Origin of the sequence: Psychrobacter sp. ER1 (assembly GCF_048631835.1) — a bacterium.
Classification (GTDB): Bacteria; Pseudomonadota; Gammaproteobacteria; order Pseudomonadales; family Moraxellaceae; genus Psychrobacter.
In genome coordinates this window covers 2,521,975-2,540,841 of sequence record NZ_CP184640.1, presented here as the reverse complement: position 1 = coordinate 2,540,841, position 18,867 = coordinate 2,521,975, and the positions used below count along the sequence as shown (strand labels likewise).

The window sequence follows — 18,867 nt, the reverse complement described above, 5'->3', positions numbered from 1 at the left end:
ACCAAATAAGAGGCGTTATGAATCAGGTCGCTGACATTCTTAAGCTGGCAATCAAAGCTAAGCAACAGGGTATTGATGCTGTATTGGCAACGGTCGTACGTACTGAAGGCTCAGCGTATCGCCGTGCTGGCGCGATGATGCTTATCTGTGAGGATGGTCGTTCAGTTGGGATGATTAGTGGCGGTTGCTTGGAGCCGCACATCATCAAACGTGGCTTTTGGCTTACTCGTAACGGTGCCAATGTGCAAGTGTATCAGACGGGTGATGACATTCAATATGCTGACGATGGCCAAGCGCAAGCAGGCGTGAAGCAAACTGAGTCTGATATATATGATGAGCCAGATAGCGGCTTAGATGATGCGGACTTTGATGAGCTAAATTTTGGATTGGGCTGTAATGGGCGAGTGCATGTATTATTTGAGCGGTTAACGACAGCAACGCCATTGTTAGAGACAATCCGTAATGTTCGACGTACTCAGCAGCCGATTACTGTAGCGACTTTAATTCGTGCTAACGACTATCAGCATCAAGATTCTATATCGCAAAACAGTGATAATCTGCGAACTGGGATGAGGATTAATTTAGATGAGTACCGCAGTTTGGGAAGTGTTTCTGCACTAGGGAAAACAGCGTTTTCAAGCATACTTGCCAATACTATAGAAGAATTAGCAGAATATAAGCTGTCTGATAAAAATGCCGAATATGTGACGGTGGAAAACGGCAAGGTAACAACAGAGTGGCTTGTGCAGCGCCTGCAACCACAAGTGCGTCTATTGGTTTGCGGGGCAGGTAACGATGTGATGCCACTGGTGACCATGGCCAAGCTACAAGATTGGCATGTGACGGTCGTAGACAGTCGCGCGCAATATGCGACGCGTATGCGGTTTCCTCAAGCGGATGTTGTGATGTCGCTATCTTTAAATGACAGTGAGACTTTGCTTAAGCTCAGTAATAACGCAGCCGTCGCCCTGATGTCACACAGCTTGAGTCAAGATCGCGCGCGCCTAGCTGTACTGCTCGAGCATTCAAACAATTATAAATACTTAGGACAGTTAGGGCCGCGCTATCGAACCGAACGTTTAATTAATGAGATTAGCATAAACCTTAGCAATCCTACTATGTTAGAAGCGGGCATTCACAAATTGCATTATCCGATTGGTTATAAGCTGGGTGGAGATGGCCCTGAGGCACTCGCGCTTGGCATCATGGCAGAGATTAATGCGATCATGCATGATCAAACCGCTTCAGTAAATGGTTCACATAGTAATCTCCCAAATATCACAGCGGTGAGTAGTGATACGGATGCCAATACTGTCCAGAGTGGCGTATGAGTAAGCGTGCATTTACAGAAGGTGCTGAACATACAGAAAGTAATCAACAGCATAGTCAAAATCATGCGGTCATTATCTTAGCAAGTGGCCTCAGTCAGCGTCTCGGTCAACCAAAACAGCTACTCGTTAAGAATGGCGAGCCATTAGTTACTTATATGACTCAACTGGCAATAATGACCAATCCGCAAGTTATTGTCATTGTCATTCCTGATAACCATCGTTTGATTGCTAGTGCGATTACAGCGTTGGCCAATCAATATCCAACGGTTCAGATAGTGGTGAACTCACAAGCTGATACTGGTATGGCGCATAGTTTGAGTTTGGGTATTGAGACAATTGCTGCTTTTGAATCAACTTCAATCGATCGAGTGCTCATCATGGGAGTCGATCAAGTATTATTAGATGAACCACATTTAACCGCTTTGCTAGCGGGCAAACAGACGGTAGTGGCCAGTCGCTATCACAGTTGGCAACGTTTAGAAAAACATCAATATCTGGATGAAACGGTAACTGATATCATAGGTCTACCTTTAACAATTAACTATAAATTGCTTAGACAGGGGCAGCCAGAGTTGATAGGAGATAAAGGGCTTCGTCACCTCATTAGAGGATTGCCCGCTGATCAAATAGGTGAGGTCGATAATGACCAACTTAGCTACGATATTGATACAGCGGAGCAGCTAGCTTATGCAAAACAACAAGGCTGGCTTGATAGCTAGCCTGATTAACCTGATTTATTTTGAACAGTATTCATTTTGAACAACGAAATGCGAGAGAATAAAATTATAAATACGATAGAAACCGAACGACTGTACCTTAGACAATGGCAAGCGAGCGATTTTGCGCCATTCGCTGAGATGAACGCTAACCCTGAAGTAATGGAATACTTTCCTAAGTTATTAACTACTTCGATGAGTAATGCTATCGCCAAAAAATGCCAGTCGCTGATTGATGATAATGGGTGGGGTTTTTGGGCGGTTAGTCTAAAAGAGACAGATACTTTTATCGGTATGGTTGGGTTAAATCATGCGTATGCCGATATGCCGTTTTCTCCTGCTGTTGAGATTGCTTGGCGCCTGCATAATGATTATTGGGGATTAGGGTATGCGACAGAGGCGGCAAGGGCTTCATTGAATTTTGCATTCGATACATTAGGACTAGATGAAGTCGTTGCCTTTACTGCCGTTATCAATAAGCGCTCACAATTGGTTATGGAGCGCCTTGGTATGACCAATACACAGGAGGATTTTTTCACCCTATGCTTGAGTCTAATCATCGACTTGCTGAGCATGTGCTGTACAAAATCACTCGGCAGCAATGGCAGGATACTGTGCTCACTTAATTGCATTGACGGCTGGCTTTTACTCTGTTTGGCTACTATTATCTCGCGAAAACGTCAAAATATGCCCTTTAAATGGCAAGTCTAGATAAGTCGTATTTTCAGGTTTTACATGCTTACTACTAAAGCCAAACTCAGTCATCTTGTTGGTTAGCTTGTTTTTGCGACCGCGACCAGGATCAACCACGATGACTTCGCAAGTCGGCATAGCGTGACGGTCAATGAACTCGGCTAATATATCAATGTGTTGGTCTTCATAGAGCAAGTCACTGCCGATAATCATATCAAACTTGCCAAGATGGCTATTGTCCTCTGCCCAGTCTAAACGCTCAAAATTAATCTCTTTATTATTATTCAGCGTGGTATTCCTATCAAGGAAATACTCAACCGTTGGATGATAGTCAGTCGCTGTAATGTCCGCATGTCTATGATTCAGTAGCAGACTAGAGAGCGCCATACCGCAGCCAACTTCCAAAATACGTTTGCCTGCAATATCGTAATCGAGCATATGATTGGCTAGCACCAAGCTTGACGGCCATATCACCCCAAACATCGGCCAAGAAGCGGAGCAAATGCCCAGATTTAACGCTTCGTCATCAGGGTCGCTAAATTGTTGATTGTCACGTAGTGTGCAAATATGAATGTCGGTATTGCCAATCTCAATCGTTTGATAACGCACGCGCACAGTGGTCAGCGAAGTCATAAACTGTCCTAAAAAATAAGCAAGAATGCAAGGTTTGGCAGGGGTTGCCGATTTCGGTAGGGTACAACGTTGAAAAAGATAATTAAAATGTTGGAAGCTGTATAGATGTTTGAATGATTAGAGATTTGTGGCAACTTAAGTTGTGGCAAGAAAATACCTAAGTGTATGAGAAGAGTATGACCTAAATTCTGACAAGTTATTGTTAATTCTGAGAGTATTGTTATTGCTGCGTAGAGTTGGTTGATATCAAAGAGTGATATAGATAAGAATGGTACGAAAAGATTTGCATGAGCATAAGCAGTGCGCTTGATTTTAGCTAATCGCACTGCTTATGCTCGCGTAAAAGATTGAGATTAGGCATCAAATCAGTCGATACAGCGGAATCAACTAAGTGAGTTAAATCAGTTAAGAAATCTCCTTAGTTAAGAAATCTCAATCCAGAGGTTTTGAGTGCCCATACCAGCTCTACAAAAGCGCGACTGTTGGTCAGAGGTTCGCCATCGATGATGAGAACGTAGCCTGCATTATCTATCCATAAAAACACAAAGCTGGTCTCAGGAATGAGTAGGTCGACCTGTTGAAAAAACGAGATTGCCTGACTCTCTACTGCCCACCCACGTTGCTTTTGGCGGAGCATAAAGCCTGAAAAATCAGCGGCGGCGACACTGAGCATGTCCGCTTCTTCTTGACTATAGCCAACTCGTGCCAAACAAAACCCTTCATCAGAGCCGATCGCGGCTCGGCGTTTACCAGATAAGCTCGCTACGACATAAGGCAAAAACTGGTCCAATGGCAAGTTAGGCGCTGGTAAAAATAGTGACAGTTTTTCAATCCAGCCTTGTTCTATAAAACTCTGTAGCCAGTCATCAGAATAACGCTGAAGCCAGTCAGCAGCGAGCAGTGTCTGATCATAAGACAGTAAATTCTGTAATGCTAGCTGCTCATCAGTCGGTTCGTTCTGTGAAAACGCCTCAAAAATACCAGCTGGCGTCAGGGTAAGATAGGTTTTATCAGCATTTAAGTAAGAGGACATAGTAACTACCATTATGATAAAAGTGATTAATAGGTGACAAATTAGGCTTTCATATCGTTGAGTTCAAATAATTTCGATACAAGGAAACCGAGCGTAAGTTATACATTAATATGCTTAGCGAGGATGACGATGTAGCGGATTTATATGGATTTGACTATAGTTTGATCGAGATGTTGTTGGCAGTTGTCCCAACGTGCATCGAACTGCCAATCACTTCTACCCAAGCGAAACCATACCAGCGAAAATGCGAGACGATCATTGCGCGCAGTACAATGGGCAAAAAACTCATTTTCGATTTGCTCAATCGTACCCCAGTCTTCGTCCTCACGCGCTTGCATCAGCTCAGTGGTGATATCTTTAGCGATTTCTCGGGCATCGTCGCTGCTGATACGCAGCCGTTGCTTTTGCTCATTGAGAGAAGGGGATATCAGCACACTCCAACGAGTGGCCAACATACTATTGCGCTGGATGTATCTTTTCTTATCAATGCAATCGCGAAAGCCTTGCTGGACATGAGGATACAAACGATCTTTGATACGAGTAAATAGGTTGTTTACATCATATGGGATATCAAACCAGCACCCATAAAAAAGTCCGCTACAGCGCCTTGTAACGGCTCTTTCTCCGTCAACAGTAACGCTGCATTGATACGCTGCTCATGAAAGTGACGGTTGTTAGGAGCTAAAAATACTTTACGAGAGTAAAACCGAAATACTCGATGCGCGACTCTTTCATTTTCTTTGATAAGGTCTGAATCAGACATAATAATACCCTCCTGTCATCGCTATTATTACGACGGTGCTTGTTTCAATGATAATGATGTTGTAAAACAAACGATGACTTCATCTCGCAAAATAGCGCTTGATATCAATATAATGATTGAGCGACTAATCCAATAATGTCTGCATCAAATCAATCATAAATTCGGCATCTTCTTCGCTCATTGGCTCAAACCCTTGAGGCATGCCAAGCTCAGCCAAGGCCTCTTTACCATCTGCATCGTTGTGCAAATTCAGGATGGCTTCTAGGAAGATTTGTGCATCGGGAAAGTCTTCTTTGACTAGTAACACATGACTGATATCAGCCAAGTCACTTTCGATAAGTACTGACAGCTGAGTCTTGGTCAAGCGTGAAAAGCTATGAAATATCTCTGCCAAAAAAATGCGACTTGGGCCTCACCTTTGATGACTTTGCGGGCAGCCGCTTGATAGGTCTCGGTCACATCCCAGTTGAGATCAGATTCTTCGATATCAACGGCTTCTAGCAATCGCAAACCAATCAGTTTGACATCTCGGTTGTCAGCCATCGCGACAGTAGCCCCTGCTTGAATGTCTTCCAAACGGCTGATAGTGCTATTGGCAGCGGCTGCAATGATCATCTCGTCAGACTTGCCGATAGGTCGGGCAATGGCTCGATAGCCTTGCTCTCGAATGAGAGTGGCTGCATCAAAAGGGTTGGCATAAATGATTTGAATGTCACCAGCATCAATGACCTGCTCTTGCTCAGCGTGAGAGGCAGGAATATTGAGATGCATGTTTAAGTTGGCACGTTTTTGAATCAAGGTGTTGAACATGTGCCAGCCAGCAAAGCGATCAGGCGAAAAATCAGGGGCGATTAACATATTGTGTGTCGTCATGAGTTAGCCTTCCTCATCTTGTTTCATTTGGGCATATTGAATCAACGCCGCTTCAATTTTGCTGCGTGATGGTTTGCGTCGTACCGAGGTGTAGCCGACGGTTTCGCCGCGACGCACGTTAGGCACCACAGTGGCATAGACCCAATAATGACTGCCGTCTTTGCATAAGTTTTTGACATAGCCATGCCATTTTTGTCCAGACTCAGCAGTATTCCATAAGTCTTTATAGGCAGCTTTTGGCATATCAGGATGACGCAAAATATAGTGCTGTTGGCCAATCAATTCATCTACATGATAGCCACTGATTTCGACAAAGGCGTCGTTGACGTGAGTGATGATACCGTCGAGATTGGTACGCGAGACAATCAGCTTACCGTCTGGGTAGGGGCGCTCTATACCAGTATCATAGACAGTCCGTGAGGTGCCATCATGATAAGTCATTGTGATTTGCTCAGCAGGCATATCGGGTTTGTGTGCATCGGGGATTGGAGAACCCATGGTCATCTCCTTCGTTGATCGTTATATCGTCAATCCTCTATAAGTTAGATACGGTGTCAGCCTTGCTTAGCCTACTACTTGTAGTACTTTCACTCGGCTTCCTTGTATCCAAATTATATTGAATCAACTATGTTTATAGTAATTAAAAGCTAATAAATTCGATAAGCAGTCGCCAATCAAATGAGCTTTGCCAACGCTTCTGAAGCGCGCTTAATATCTAGGAATATCAAGCCAAGCTTGGCATTGGGCTTTGCCATGATGGTGAGTACGGCTTCATCGCCTGATGAAGTCATGATGACGTAGCCTTTCTCGCCTTGAATCATAATACGATCGATACTACCGCGTGCCAGCTCGCGGCCTGCACGGTCACCTAATGATAATAATGCTGCTGACATAGCACCCACACGATCTTCATCCACGCCGGTTGGTAGAGCTGAAGCAATCATAAGACCATCGTTAGAGATTAGCGCAGATGCTTCAACATCTGCTGATGAACTGTTTAAGTCTTCCAATATCTGCTGAAATGAATCTGTACGCATATCGCTTTCTCTGTACTGGTGATTGGTTTTTTATTTATGAACTAATGAAGTTAGTCAAAAATATCCTTGTTTAAAGAAAGGTATTATAATTCCTTCCTAATAATATTGATATACACTTGCCCAATTAAAAGTAAATTTTTTGGACTTTTATGCCTTTTGTCATCAAATCATTACCCTTTATCTTTATTTTTTCGAGGAAAATGGTGGTTTTTTATTATATCTAATCGATGAGCGGTTGAAGACCTAGCAAGATCCTTGGTATTTTTTGAATAGAGGTATTCTTTGTAACTATAGATTAATGTCCACCATTGCTATCAAACGGAGCCGCTGGAATTTAGTTAATAAAAATCACTTATAGATTCTTATGATGAAGATATTTACTAGACTTATAAGTCTCAAAAATGATATACAGTCATGAGGGGATAAATATTGACACTTCTAAATGCGTTATAAAGATACAAATTGAGTCAGCTTTTTTGATCCTATCAGTCTCTATACATAATCTTGTATAGGGGCGATTTCAGTTTTACATCAACGTTTATAGCCCTTTCGTTCACTCAATATGTTGTAGCGTCGATGTAAATAATTACTATCACCAGTTTTATCCTAAGGAAGAAATACATGAGCATCAGTGAAGCCATCCAAAAAGTCGAAGCACGTTATGCCCATCAGCCAGAGTTTATTCAAGCAGTAAAAGAGGTGGCAATTACGATTCAACCTTTATACGATGCGCATCCTGAATACAGTACGTTAAAGGTATTCGAGCGTTTGGTAGAGCCTGATCGGGTATTTGGCTTTCGTATCAATTGGGAAGATGATCAAGGCGTGGTACAAGTCAATCGTGGTTGGCGTGTGCAGTTTTGCAATGCTCTAGGCCCTTACAAAGGCGGTCTTAGATTCCATCCTACCGTCAATCAATCCGTATTGAAGTTCTTAGGCTTTGAGCAAATCTTTAAAAATGCCTTAACTGGCTTGCCTATTGGTGGCGGTAAAGGTGGGTCAGATTTTGATCCTAAAGGTAAAACAGACAGCGAGATACGTCGTTTTTGCTATGCCTTTATGCGTGAGCTACATCATTACGTGAGCAAAGACATGGATGTGCCTGCTGGTGACATCGGCGTCGGTGGTCGAGAAGTTAGCTATATGTTTGCGATGTATAAGAATTTAACGCGTGAATCAACAGGGGTTATCACTGGCAAAGGCGTGGGCTTTGGTGGCAGCTTGATGCGTACAGAGGCGACTGGCTACGGTGCAGTCTACTTCTTAGAAAATATGCTCATCGCTCAGAACGATAAGCTTCAAGGCAAAAAGGTGCTGATATCAGGAGCAGGTAATGTCTCATTGCACGCTGCCGAAAAAGTGAATGCGCTAGGTGGTATGGCAATAACTGTCTCTGATTCACAAGGGATGTTGCATGATGAAAAGGGTCTTAATCAAGAAAAAATTGATTGGCTCAAAAAACAAAAGCAGCAAAACAAGCCTTTAGCAGAGTATGTTGATGTTTATGGTGGCGAGTGGCTTGCTAAACAGAAACCGTGGCAGTTTGAAGCTGATATTGCGATTCCATGCGCTACTCAAAATGAAGTCAATGAAGCTGATGCCAAATTATTGGTCGAAAATGGCGTGAAGTATGTGGTGGAAGGCGCTAATATGCCGCTCACTGCGGAAGCAATTGATTATATCCGTTTGCACCGTGTTCATTATGCACCTGGTAAAGCTGCTAATGCGGGCGGGGTAGCAGTATCTGCGCTTGAAATGTCGCAAAACTCTGTCCGTCAATATCAAACCTTTGAGCAAGTCGATGAGCGTCTAAAAGGTATTATGAAAGATATCCACGACAGTGCTGCGAATGCTTCAGAACAATATGGTCAAACTGACAATGGGTATATCGATTATATGGCTGGTGCCAATATGGTTGGCTTCAAACGTGTGGCTGATGCGTTGGTCGCTTTTGGTATTTTGAACTAGTCTTACTTATAAGTGGTAAACAAGCCTTAGTGGTTGGTTAATATGGACAAATAGCAAAGCCCCAATCATTGAATGGTTGGGGCTTTTTAATTGAGATAAACAAAGGTAGATTGATTATATTGTGTCGCGCCATTGTCCTTGAACCATGATGCCTTGGATGGGATTGAGCCCCATCTGATAGGCCAAGTCAGCAGGACGAGCGATATTCCATAGCGCTAAATCGGCATCACAGCCGACTTCTATTTTTCCTTTATTAGGTAGACCCAATGCTTGTGCTGCGTGAACAGTAACTCCTGCCAAAACCTCTTCAGTGGTTAAGTAAAATAGCGTACAGCCCATATTCATCGTCAATAACAGCGACGTCAACGGTGAGGTGCCGGGGTTACAATCAGTTGAAATTGCCATAGGGACGTGATGCTTGCGCAAAGCTTCAGTCGGTGGCAACTTAGTGTCACGTAACGTATAAAACGCCCCTGGTAATATCACGGCAACGGTATTGCTAGCCGCCATTTTTTTGATGTCTTTTTCTGATAAGTGCTCTAGATGGTCGCTTGATAGTCCTTTATATTCAGCAACTAAGGCACTTCCGCCGATATCAGACAGTTGCTCAGAGTGCAGTTTGACTGGTAGATCTAAAGAGCGAGCTACCTCAAACACTTGTCTGATTTGTTCTGTACTAAAGGCGATATTTTCACAGAAACCATCGACCGCATCGACTAAGCCTTCTGCATGCAGAATTAGCAGCCACTCGCAGACTTGCTCAATATAGTCATCTGCACGATTTTTATACTCAGGTGGCAAGGCATGAGCCGCCAAATACGTGGTACTTACATGAATGTCGTATTTTTCTCCCAGTTGACGAGCGACCGTAAGCATTTTACGTTCAGTGTCCAAGTCCAAGCCATAGCCAGACTTGATTTCGATACTGGTGACACCTTCTTTCATAAGTGCGATTAAGCGTTTTTCACTTTGGGCAAATAGCGATTCAATACTGGAAGCGCGGGTAGCACTGACCGTCGCGACAATACCGCCGCCTTGTTCAGCAATATCTTGATAACTAACGCCCTGCAAACGGGCTTCAAATTCATTGCTACGATTGCCACCATAGACGATATGCGTATGGCAATCGATGAGTCCAGGCGTTATCCATTTACCATTTACATCCGTGATTTGGCTAGCTTGATATTTAGACAAATGAGCAGTGATTTGATGCTGTGTGCCAACCCAAGCGATTTTGCTATTTTTAATACCGATGGCTGCATTGTGTAGCTGACCATATGGGATGCTATCAGCGTTCTTATTTGCATCTACACCTGTATCAATGCCAAAACCATGCTGCGCTGAAAAGGTCGCAATATTGGCATTAATAATAATATGATCAAATGATGTCATAATAGACTCGTCTAGCATCTGTTCTGTAGGATTTTTCAATACGGAGTTCTTTGATTTATTCATAATATGCTCCTAATTATTGTGGAGTCAGAGACCTTTATTTGAAGGCCTAAGCGCTAAGTAAGTGCTGCTCTACAATAGTCGCTAGCAGTCGAGCAGCGACTTTGCAGCTACGACTATCCACATCAAAGGTCGGGTTGATCTCAGCAATATCTGCCATTTTTACTTTGCCTGATGACACAATCAGCTTGACCATACGCTCAACAAAACCAAGCTCAATACCAAAAGCAGCAGGCGCACTGACACCCGGGACGAGACTAGAGGGGAGGCAGTCCATATCAATGGTGAGATACACGATATCGACCTGATCTATGAAGCTTTTGACCTGCTCGGCAATGGTGTCCCAAGGCTGATAATGACAGTCTTCATCACTAATAATCTGTACACCCAGTTGCTCAGCGCGATCAAAGAGCGCGGCGGTATTAGAAAAGCGACTGACGCCAATACAGCAATAATGAAAGGGCTGATCGTGTGCGTCAAGATGCTCGGCAATCTGGCGAAACGGTGTACCAGAGGTTGCTACATCAGACTGACGAATATCAAGATGGGCATCGAAATTAATAATCCCGATAGTAGGCGCTGTGTTTGTGCTGATAGTTGTATCGTTTGCCTTTTCTAAGGCCTGCCATAATCCCAAAAAGCTACCATAAGCAATGGCATGACCACCGCCAAGCCCGATGGGTAATCCACCTTGCTTGACGATAGTGCTCACTGCATCGGCATATTTGATCTGAGCTTGCTCAAGAATATTGTCGGCAAAGCCATCATTATCATCACAATGAATGTCGCCAGCATCACCTAATAAGGTTGATAATTGACTATCAAAGCGTTGTTGCAAATCAGCGATGACTGGCAGCGTAGCAAAAGCTCGACGAATCAATGACGGTGCAGCTCTAGCACCCACGCGGCCTTGATTGCGTCTGACGCCTTGATCACAGGCAAAGCCAATTAGCCCAATATGTTGAGCCTCATAAGGCTGAGCAAGCTGATACCAATAACGGGCGCGTGCAGTCTCAAACGGCTCTGCGCGTCCTGTCCACTGAGTCATATCAGCGGGTGTATGGCTAATGGGTGTGGTCATGTTTGTGACTGCCATCATGGCTCTCCTTTTACCAGCCAATGCTTATTTAGACTCGTACCAGTTGTGACGTAGTTCTTGCCAGTGCTGAGCAAGTGTGCCGTCTAGTACTAACTGCTTGGCCGCTTCGATATCAGGGGCGAGGTAGCGATCTTTATCATAGAACGTCACTTTCTCACGTAGTTTTTGATGTGCCACAGTTAACGGCTCTGATGTCTCGAGTCCTCGATGAAAATCAATACCTTGACCAGCAGCCAGTAGCTCAATACCTATGATAGTCGCAGTGTTTTGCGCCATCTCATATAGGCGGCGTGCGCAATAGGTAGCCATTGAGACGTGATCTTCTTGGTTGGCAGAAGTCGGGATGCTATCGACGCTACCAGGATGGGCGATAGATTTGTTTTCTGAAGCCAGTGCTGCTGCGGTTACATGAGCAATCATAAAGCCTGAGTTTACCCCAGCGTTATCGACTAGGAATGGTGGCAGACCACCTGACAAAGTTGCATCGATCAGCAAAGCGACACGGCGCTCAGACATCGAGCCAATCTCAGCGATAGCCAATGCTAAAATATCCGCGGCAAAAGCGACTGGCTCAGCATGGAAGTTACCACATGATATGGCGACCGGACCATCTTCATTATTAAAGATAAGCGGATTGTCTGTTACCGCATTAGATTCGATGAGCAGCGTTTTCCCTGCTTGGTTGATGATATCAAGACAAGCACCCATGACCTGTGGCTGGCAACGTAAGCAATATGGGTCTTGAACGCGATCATCTTGTTCGCCATCGTGCGAAGCACGGATAGCACTGCCTTTGATCAGTTGACGGTGTGCTTTGGCGATCTCTATCTGACCATGATGACCGCGTACTTCGTGAATACGCGCATCAAATGGTGAATCTGAGCCTTTGGCGGCATCAATTGACAGTGAGCCGACGATAGTAGCTGTCTCAAGTAAATCACGCGCTAAGAAATAACCACGTAATGCTAGCGCAGTTGAGACTTGCGTACCGTTGATCAGCGCAAGGCCTTCTTTGGCTGCAAGAGTAATAGGCTCAAGTCCATGCTGGGCTAGAGCGTCAGCGGCAGGCATTTTTTTACCGTCAACAAACACATCACCTTCGCCCATCATTGCAAGTGTCATATGTGATAATGGCGCTAAGTCACCAGAGGCACCAACTGAACCTTTGGCTGGGATATTGGGTGTGATTTGATTGTTGATTAAGGCAAGTAAACTATCAACCACTTCGCGGCGTACACCAGAGACACCTTGCGCCAGACTGGCGACTTTCATGACCATAATTAATCGAACTACACCGTCTGGCAACGCTTCACCAGTACCCACTGAGTGAGAAACGATCAGGTTACGCTGAAGTAGCTCAAGCTGATCATCACTGATACGTGTCTTAGCAAGTAGGCCAAAACCGGTATTGATACCATAAGCGCTTTTGTCTCGTGCAATGATGGTACGTACATCTTCGTGCGAGGCATCTATCGCTTCATAAGCACTCTCAGGCAGTGTCAATATGACAGGTTGCTCGTAGATATCACGTAGCATCTCAAAGCTAAGCTGGCGAGGATGTAGGGTTAGTTGTTTGATATTGTTCATAGGGGTAATCCTAGTTGCATAGTCATATGGGTTATATGATTTTTGATTCGTATCTTTATTAAAATGAAGTTGTTAAAAGGATTTTAATCAACGAAATATCTATTATTGAGTTTGAATTTTTTAGCCAATCCAATTGAGGTAGATAGCCAGATGTCCGAAAGCCGCAGCCAATAAAATACTAAGTACCACGCGCTCGAACCAAATGATGACCATTTTGCCAACAGAGACTGGAATCTCGGTTGCAAGCACACACGGAATCATGGCTGAGAAGAACAGCACGCTACTGATGGAGATGACCCCTGCGACATAGCGCGTCAGTATATCTGCGTCACTTAGCAATAGTGCTGGCAAGAACATTTCAGCCAATCCTGCTGACATTCCTTTGGCAGCGACGAGAGGCTCTGGTAGGCCGCCAAGCCATGTAAATGGATAAAGAAGTAAGCCTAGGGCATCGAACACCGGCGTATATTTTGCTAATAGTAATCCTGTTAAACCGACTGCAATGATGGACGGCACAATGGCGGCTGCCATCGTTAGACCGTCGCGGAAGTTAGACCATAATATTTGTTTGAGGTCAGTTGCACGGCGTGAAGTGGACAAGCCTAAGTCAAACGCAGCTGCTAACCGTGTACCACCTTTATGGTCTAAAGCGGGACGTTCGACATGATCATCAAAGAGACTGATAGGTGGAATACGAGCGGTAATCGCAGTGACAATAAAGGTAATTACTAGCGTAGACCAAAAGAACATATTCCAAAAATCCATCAGACCAAGCGTTTTGGCAACAATGACCATAAATGCCGCTGACACGGTTGAAAACCCAGTCGCAATGATAATGGCTTCACGCGCTGAATATTGCTTTTGCAAGTACACACGATTGGTGATGAGTAAGCCAATGGAGTAGCTGCCGACAAAGGAAGCAACAGCATCAATCGCTGATGAACCTGGGGTTTTCCAAATAGGTTTCATAATTGGCTGCATGAGCACACCAACCATTTCTAGTAAGCCAAAACCAACCAAGAATGCTAATATCAACGCCCCAAGCGGTACAATCATACCGACTGGTAAGGCCAGTTTTTCAAACAGAAAAGGCAGCATGTCCTTTTCCATCATAAAGGCAGGCGCTATGTCAGCCACATACATCACTGCCAACATCAGACCGATGATCTTGAAAGTCGTCATAATCATGTGAGTGATATTTTTACGCCATGAGCCATCGATAAATGGCTTACTCACGCCATAGAGCATGAGTAAAAATAATAGCGTCACGGACAAGGTATGCTGCTGATTGACTAGATAGGTTGCGCCATGATCGAACAAAATCGTGCTTTTTCACCAATGGTAAACGGCACAAAAAACATCACCAAACCGATCGCACTGAATACGATCAGCTGTATTAATGCAATAGGGGTTGATAGTAGTTTTTTCGATGATGTCGTTGTACTTTCATCGTTCAGACTAGATATCGTATTTTGCTCAATCATATTATCCTCCTTGATAAATAGGCGATTATGTCCTTATGCCTAGCTACAAGCTCATAAGGACAGAGGGCAAATTATTTGAGCATTGGCAGGTTTAAACCATAATCTTTCGCTGTCTTAATCGCCAACTCATAACCAGCATCGGCATGACGCATGACGCCTGAGCCGCAGTCATTGACCAGTACTCTTGACAAGCGTTTGGCTGCGGCATCTGTACCGTCCGCCACGATGACCATGCCTGAATGCTGCGAGTAGCCCATACCGACACCGCCACCATGATGCAGTGATACCCAAGTGGCACCGCCTGCTACGTTCAGCATGCCGTTTAATAGTGCCCAATCAGATACCGCATCTGAGCCATCTTTCATACTTTCTGTTTCGCGGTTTGGACTGGCGACAGAACCTGTGTCTAGGTGATCACGACCAATTACAATTGGGCCTTTTAGCTCACCGTTTTTGACCATCTCATTAAATGCCAAACCTGCTTTGTCACGCTCACCAAGACCTAGCCAACAGATACGAGCAGGCAAGCCTTGGAATTGAATACGCTCTTTTGCCATATCTAACCAGCGATGGATATGTTTATTTTCAGGGAATAGCTCTTTGATTTTTTGATCAGTCTTATAGATATCTTCTGGATCACCTGATAACGCTACCCAGCGGAACGGGCCTTTACCTTGGCAAAATAGCGGACGAATATAAGCAGGGACAAAGCCTGGGAAATTAAAGGCATCTTTGACCCCTTCATCAAAAGCGACCTGACGGATATTATTACCGTAATCAGTCGCTGGAATGTCCATCGCTTGCAAGTCTAAAATCGCTTGGACGTGTACGGCACAAGACTGAGCAGCGGCTTTGGTCAGTGCTGCATGTTGCTCTGGATCTTCTTGAGCAGCTTTCCATTCCTCTACTGTCCAACCGCTTGGTAGATAGCCATTAATCAAGTCATGCGCTGAGGTTTGATCAGTAACCAAGTCAGGTTTTATCTCGCCTGCATTGGCGCGCTTGACCATCTCAGGCAAGATATCTGCTGCATTACCAAGTAGGGCAATAGAGACGGCTTCACCTGCGGCAGTATGCTGCTTAATCAGCTCATAAGCATGGTCAAGGTTGTCAGCTTGCTTATCGACATAGCCTGTACGCAAGCGAAAATCAATACTAGACTGCTGGCACTCGATGTTTAGAGAAGTCGCACCAGCAAAGGTCGCGGCTAATGGCTGTGCCCCGCCCATACCGCCTAGACCAGCGGTCAAAATCCAACGACCCGCCCAGCTACCGTCATAATGCTGACGACCCGCTTCCACAAAAGTCTCATACGTACCTTGGACGATGCCTTGCGTGCCGATATAAATCCAGCTACCAGCAGTCATTTGACCGTACATAAACAGGTCTTTGCGATCGAGCTCGTTGAAGTGCTCCCACGTTGCCCAACGCGGTACAAGGTTGGAGTTGGCAATCAATACGCGTGGTGCGTTTTCATGTGTTTGAAACACGCCGACTGGTTTACCAGACTGTACTAGCAACGTCTCATCATCTTCTAATTCTTTTAGTGATTCTAAGATTTGATCATAGCTTTCCCAGTTACGGGCTGCGCGTCCGATACCACCGTAGACGACCAGGCTTTTTGGGTTTTCTGCCACATCAGGATGCAGGTTGTTTTGCAGCATACGATAAGGTGCTTCGGTCAGCCAGCTTTTGCAATGTAGCGTGCTACCAGTAGGCGCAGCAATATTACGGCTCTCATCACGGCGAGTCAGCTTAGTCTCTTTGTTGGTTCCATTGTCAGTAGTCATGATCATATCCTTGTGATAGCGAATAGGGCGATAAAGTCATCAGAGTAAGTGTCTTACAGTCAGCCTAGATATTCATTTACTAAGTATTTATCTACTACTAAGTATTCATCTAAATTCATAAAAATATCGAATCGATAAAGCAAATTTTCTAGCACTGCTGTATATTTGTATATACAAATTATCAAAGATACTTTTTTCATGCAAGGTTTTTTTCATGAGCTGATTATTTTTGTTATTTACTCAGTCGATTTAGATAACACCGAGTGAGTTGAAAAACGCCCTAGTCAACACTGAACGCTCAGACATTTTGACTAAGGCTTGCACGGTGGTCTCGTGATATTATGTGGTCATTCCTATTAGCAAAACTGACGGTCAAAGGCGGATATGACAAAGACGATTCCGGCGTATCAACGCATAAAAAACGCCATACTAGACAACATCCATTCTGGTAAGTGGCAAGCGGGCAACGCAATTTCGACAGAAATGGCACTGGCTGAAGAGTTTGGCGTGTCAAGAATGACGGTCAACCGTGCGCTAAAAGAGCTGAGCGAGGAGCGGGTGTTAGAGCGTCGGCAAGGGTCGGGCACGTTTGTCGCGCAGCAGCAGTTCAATCATACGTTTGTTGAGGTACGCAACATCGCTGAGGATTTAAAGTCTGCCAATCGTGATTATGAGGCACAGGTCGTCAGCAAGCGCGCCGTTACTGCTGCTATGCTCGATAATGAGTTGCGTCGTAAGTTTGGTATTGATGAAAAGTCTGTACCTGCTAATACAAGCGCTCAGACAGATGCTAGTGATGAAGCTGTCCTGTATGAAGTAAAAATCATTCACTTTGCTGATGGTCAGCCCATACAGTTTGAGGAACGTTGGGTCGATGCCAAAAAAGTGCCGAAGTTTATTGATCAGGATTTTAGTGTGGTCAATACCAGTGATTACTTGATTGCCAAAAGCCCTCTAGAGAGTGGCAGTTATACCATCCGAGCATTGGCAGCTCCTGATGAAATTGCTGAGTTTTTGCAAATTGCGCCGCAGTCACCAACGCTTGTGTTGCGTCGGCAGACCTATTCGGCCGGCCAAGTCGTTACCTTTGTAAGAATGTGGCATGCGGGTGATCGCTATCAGTTTTCTGGCGAGTTATAGTAGATATAGTCAAGCCTATATCAATCCGCTACATCCTCATCCTCGCTAAGCATACTAATGTATAACTTGCACTCGGTTTCCTTGTATCGAAATTATATTGAACTGACTATAGCTTACGTATGCTCACTGATTGTGTACGTTTTTCTGTCTAAAGTGAGATACTATATCCATAAGCTGCTATTTAATAAGATAGCAATTGGCGTTAATTAAAGTCATCAGAATATTTGAACAATCGTTAAAAATTAAAATATAATATAGAAACAGTATTGAAAAATAGCCCGAATAGCCTCAAATCGGGCAACCAAAGCCGAAAATCATAGAAGAGCTTATATTGTTCTTCTGTGTCGGCTTGTCCTATTTATTAGCACCGTATATTTTATTAGCATTATGCGTTTTTACTTTATTTATTCACTCTTATAAGGACGTCTTATGAAACGTCGTACTCTCTTAGCCCTTGCTGCCAGTACTATGTTCCTTGCCGCTTGTGGTCAATCTACTACCAACGAAGCCGATACCAGTGCAACTGATAGCGCTGCAACAGGCGGTTCTGATTTGCTACAACGTATCAACAACGGCGGCACCATCAACGTCGGTACAGAGGGTACTTATCCTCCGTTCACGTACCATGATGAGAGCGGCAAACTAACGGGTTATGATGTTGAAGTAACGCGTGCAGTCGCAGATAAACTAGGCGTAGACGTTGAGTTTAAAGAAACCCAATGGGATGCAATGTTGGCTGGTTTGGATTCAAAACGTTTTGATATGGTGGCTAACCAAGTTAGTTTGACCACGCCTGAGCGTAAAGCAAAGTATGACAAAGCAATGGCTTATAGCTGGTCAGGTGCGGTCGTATTGGCACCTACTGATGACAACCGTTATAGCTCGTGGGAAGGTCTAAAAGGCCTACGTACGGCGCAATCACTTAGCAGTAACTATGGTGAGCTTGCAGAGCGTTATGGCGCAGAGATCGTTCCTGTCGATGGTATGGCGCAAGCAATTCAATTAGTGAAGCAGGACCGTGCTGACTTTACGATGAATGACAATCTAGCGGTATTGGATTATCTCAAAAAGTTCCCAGATTCTGATCTTGAGATTAAACTGACTGCACCTGCTAGTGAGTTACGTGGTTCAGGCCTAGTGCTTATCAAAGGTGATGATGAAGTTGTAGCGAAACTGGATGAAGCAATGGCTGAATTGGCGGCTGAAGGCACGCTAACTAAGCTTAGCGAACAGTTCTTTGGTGCTGATATAAGTCAACAAAAATAATG

The 18,867-nt window shown here is 44.4% G+C and carries 19 protein-coding genes and 1 pseudogene; 6 read left to right on the top strand and 14 right to left on the bottom strand.

Annotated elements, in window-relative coordinates; translation table 11 throughout:
* Positions 1-17: 17 nt before the first annotated feature.
* From ACOBWA_RS11780 to ACOBWA_RS11770, 3 genes and pseudogenes are all read left to right on the top strand, one after another.
* Positions 18-1,331, top strand: a complete 1,314-nt coding sequence (locus ACOBWA_RS11780) for an XdhC family protein (protein ID WP_420229457.1) — start codon at positions 18-20, stop codon at positions 1,329-1,331.
* Positions 1,328-2,050 carry a nucleotidyltransferase family protein gene (locus ACOBWA_RS11775; protein WP_420229456.1) on the top strand — a complete coding sequence of 241 codons (723 nt, stop codon included), beginning with the start codon at positions 1,328-1,330 and terminating at the stop codon, positions 2,048-2,050. Before ACOBWA_RS11780 ends, ACOBWA_RS11775 begins: the two co-directional genes overlap by 4 nt.
* Positions 2,051-2,098: 48 nt before the next feature.
* Positions 2,099-2,673 (top strand): annotated as a pseudogene (locus ACOBWA_RS11770) (GNAT family N-acetyltransferase).
* A 19-nt stretch (positions 2,674-2,692) separates the two neighbouring features.
* Here ACOBWA_RS11770 and ACOBWA_RS11765 read toward each other — a convergent pair.
* From ACOBWA_RS11765 to ACOBWA_RS11730, 8 genes are all read right to left on the bottom strand, one after another.
* Complete coding sequence (locus tag ACOBWA_RS11765; RefSeq protein ID WP_165598497.1) at positions 2,693-3,373, bottom strand: class I SAM-dependent methyltransferase; 681 nt, start codon at positions 3,371-3,373, stop codon at positions 2,693-2,695.
* A gap of 418 nt (positions 3,374-3,791) precedes the next feature.
* Entirely contained in the window at positions 3,792-4,406 is a 615-nt protein-coding gene (locus ACOBWA_RS11760; RefSeq protein ID WP_057761270.1) for a hypothetical protein, read from the bottom strand.
* A 140-nt stretch (positions 4,407-4,546) separates the two neighbouring features.
* Entirely contained in the window at positions 4,547-4,930 is a 384-nt protein-coding gene (locus ACOBWA_RS11755; RefSeq protein WP_420229455.1) for a hypothetical protein, read from the bottom strand.
* Between the two features lie 29 nt (positions 4,931-4,959).
* Positions 4,960-5,169, bottom strand: a complete 210-nt coding sequence (locus tag ACOBWA_RS11750; RefSeq protein WP_420229454.1) for a hypothetical protein — start codon at positions 5,167-5,169, stop codon at positions 4,960-4,962.
* A 124-nt stretch (positions 5,170-5,293) separates the two neighbouring features.
* Positions 5,294-5,533: a hypothetical protein gene (locus ACOBWA_RS11745; RefSeq protein WP_420229453.1), complete on the bottom strand. Its 240-nt coding sequence runs from the start codon at positions 5,531-5,533 to the stop codon at positions 5,294-5,296.
* Positions 5,530-6,042 (bottom strand): PhnD/SsuA/transferrin family substrate-binding protein, encoded by a 513-nt coding sequence (locus tag ACOBWA_RS11740; RefSeq protein ID WP_420229452.1) that lies wholly within the window; start codon positions 6,040-6,042, stop codon positions 5,530-5,532. Before ACOBWA_RS11740 ends, ACOBWA_RS11745 begins: the two co-directional genes overlap by 4 nt.
* Before the next feature lie 3 nt (positions 6,043-6,045).
* Positions 6,046-6,540: a PAS domain-containing protein gene (locus ACOBWA_RS11735; protein WP_420229451.1), complete on the bottom strand. Its 495-nt coding sequence runs from the start codon at positions 6,538-6,540 to the stop codon at positions 6,046-6,048.
* A 176-nt stretch (positions 6,541-6,716) separates the two neighbouring features.
* Positions 6,717-7,079 (bottom strand): roadblock/LC7 domain-containing protein, encoded by a 363-nt coding sequence (locus ACOBWA_RS11730; protein WP_010201036.1) that lies wholly within the window; start codon positions 7,077-7,079, stop codon positions 6,717-6,719.
* 621 nt (positions 7,080-7,700) lie between these two features.
* Here ACOBWA_RS11730 and gdhA point away from each other — a divergent pair.
* Positions 7,701-9,047: an NADP-specific glutamate dehydrogenase gene (gene gdhA, locus ACOBWA_RS11725; RefSeq protein ID WP_420229450.1), complete on the top strand. Its 1,347-nt coding sequence runs from the start codon at positions 7,701-7,703 to the stop codon at positions 9,045-9,047.
* A gap of 114 nt (positions 9,048-9,161) precedes the next feature.
* On the opposite strand, the gene hutI is transcribed toward gdhA, so the two are convergent.
* From hutI to hutU, 6 genes are all read right to left on the bottom strand, one after another.
* Entirely contained in the window at positions 9,162-10,457 is a 1,296-nt protein-coding gene (hutI, locus tag ACOBWA_RS11720; protein ID WP_420230770.1) for an imidazolonepropionase, read from the bottom strand.
* Positions 10,458-10,548: 91 nt separating this feature from the next.
* Positions 10,549-11,580: a formimidoylglutamase gene (gene hutG, locus ACOBWA_RS11715; protein ID WP_420230769.1), complete on the bottom strand. Its 1,032-nt coding sequence runs from the start codon at positions 11,578-11,580 to the stop codon at positions 10,549-10,551.
* A 42-nt stretch (positions 11,581-11,622) separates the two neighbouring features.
* A complete protein-coding gene (gene hutH, locus ACOBWA_RS11710; RefSeq protein ID WP_420229449.1) occupies positions 11,623-13,185 on the bottom strand; it encodes a histidine ammonia-lyase in 1,563 nt (520 codons plus the stop codon).
* A 120-nt stretch (positions 13,186-13,305) separates the two neighbouring features.
* On the bottom strand, positions 13,306-14,505 hold the full coding sequence (locus tag ACOBWA_RS11705) for a YjiH family protein (protein WP_420229448.1): 1,200 nt from the start codon (positions 14,503-14,505) through the stop codon (positions 13,306-13,308).
* Positions 14,478-14,669: a hypothetical protein gene (locus ACOBWA_RS11700; RefSeq protein ID WP_420229447.1), complete on the bottom strand. Its 192-nt coding sequence runs from the start codon at positions 14,667-14,669 to the stop codon at positions 14,478-14,480. The genes ACOBWA_RS11705 and ACOBWA_RS11700 overlap by 28 nt, the downstream gene beginning before the upstream one ends.
* Positions 14,670-14,740: 71 nt before the next feature.
* The gene (hutU, locus tag ACOBWA_RS11695) at positions 14,741-16,459 is read right to left on the bottom strand and encodes a urocanate hydratase (RefSeq protein WP_420229446.1); all 1,719 of its coding nucleotides are present in this window, start codon (positions 16,457-16,459) and stop codon (positions 14,741-14,743) included.
* A 384-nt stretch (positions 16,460-16,843) separates the two neighbouring features.
* On the opposite strand from hutU, the gene ACOBWA_RS11690 reads away from it, so the two are divergent.
* Positions 16,844-17,599, top strand: a complete 756-nt coding sequence (locus tag ACOBWA_RS11690; protein ID WP_238052142.1) for a UTRA domain-containing protein — start codon at positions 16,844-16,846, stop codon at positions 17,597-17,599.
* Between the two features lie 429 nt (positions 17,600-18,028).
* Complete coding sequence (locus ACOBWA_RS11685) at positions 18,029-18,865, top strand: amino acid ABC transporter substrate-binding protein (RefSeq protein ID WP_057761253.1); 837 nt, start codon at positions 18,029-18,031, stop codon at positions 18,863-18,865.
* The last annotated feature ends 2 nt before the right edge of the window (positions 18,866-18,867 follow it).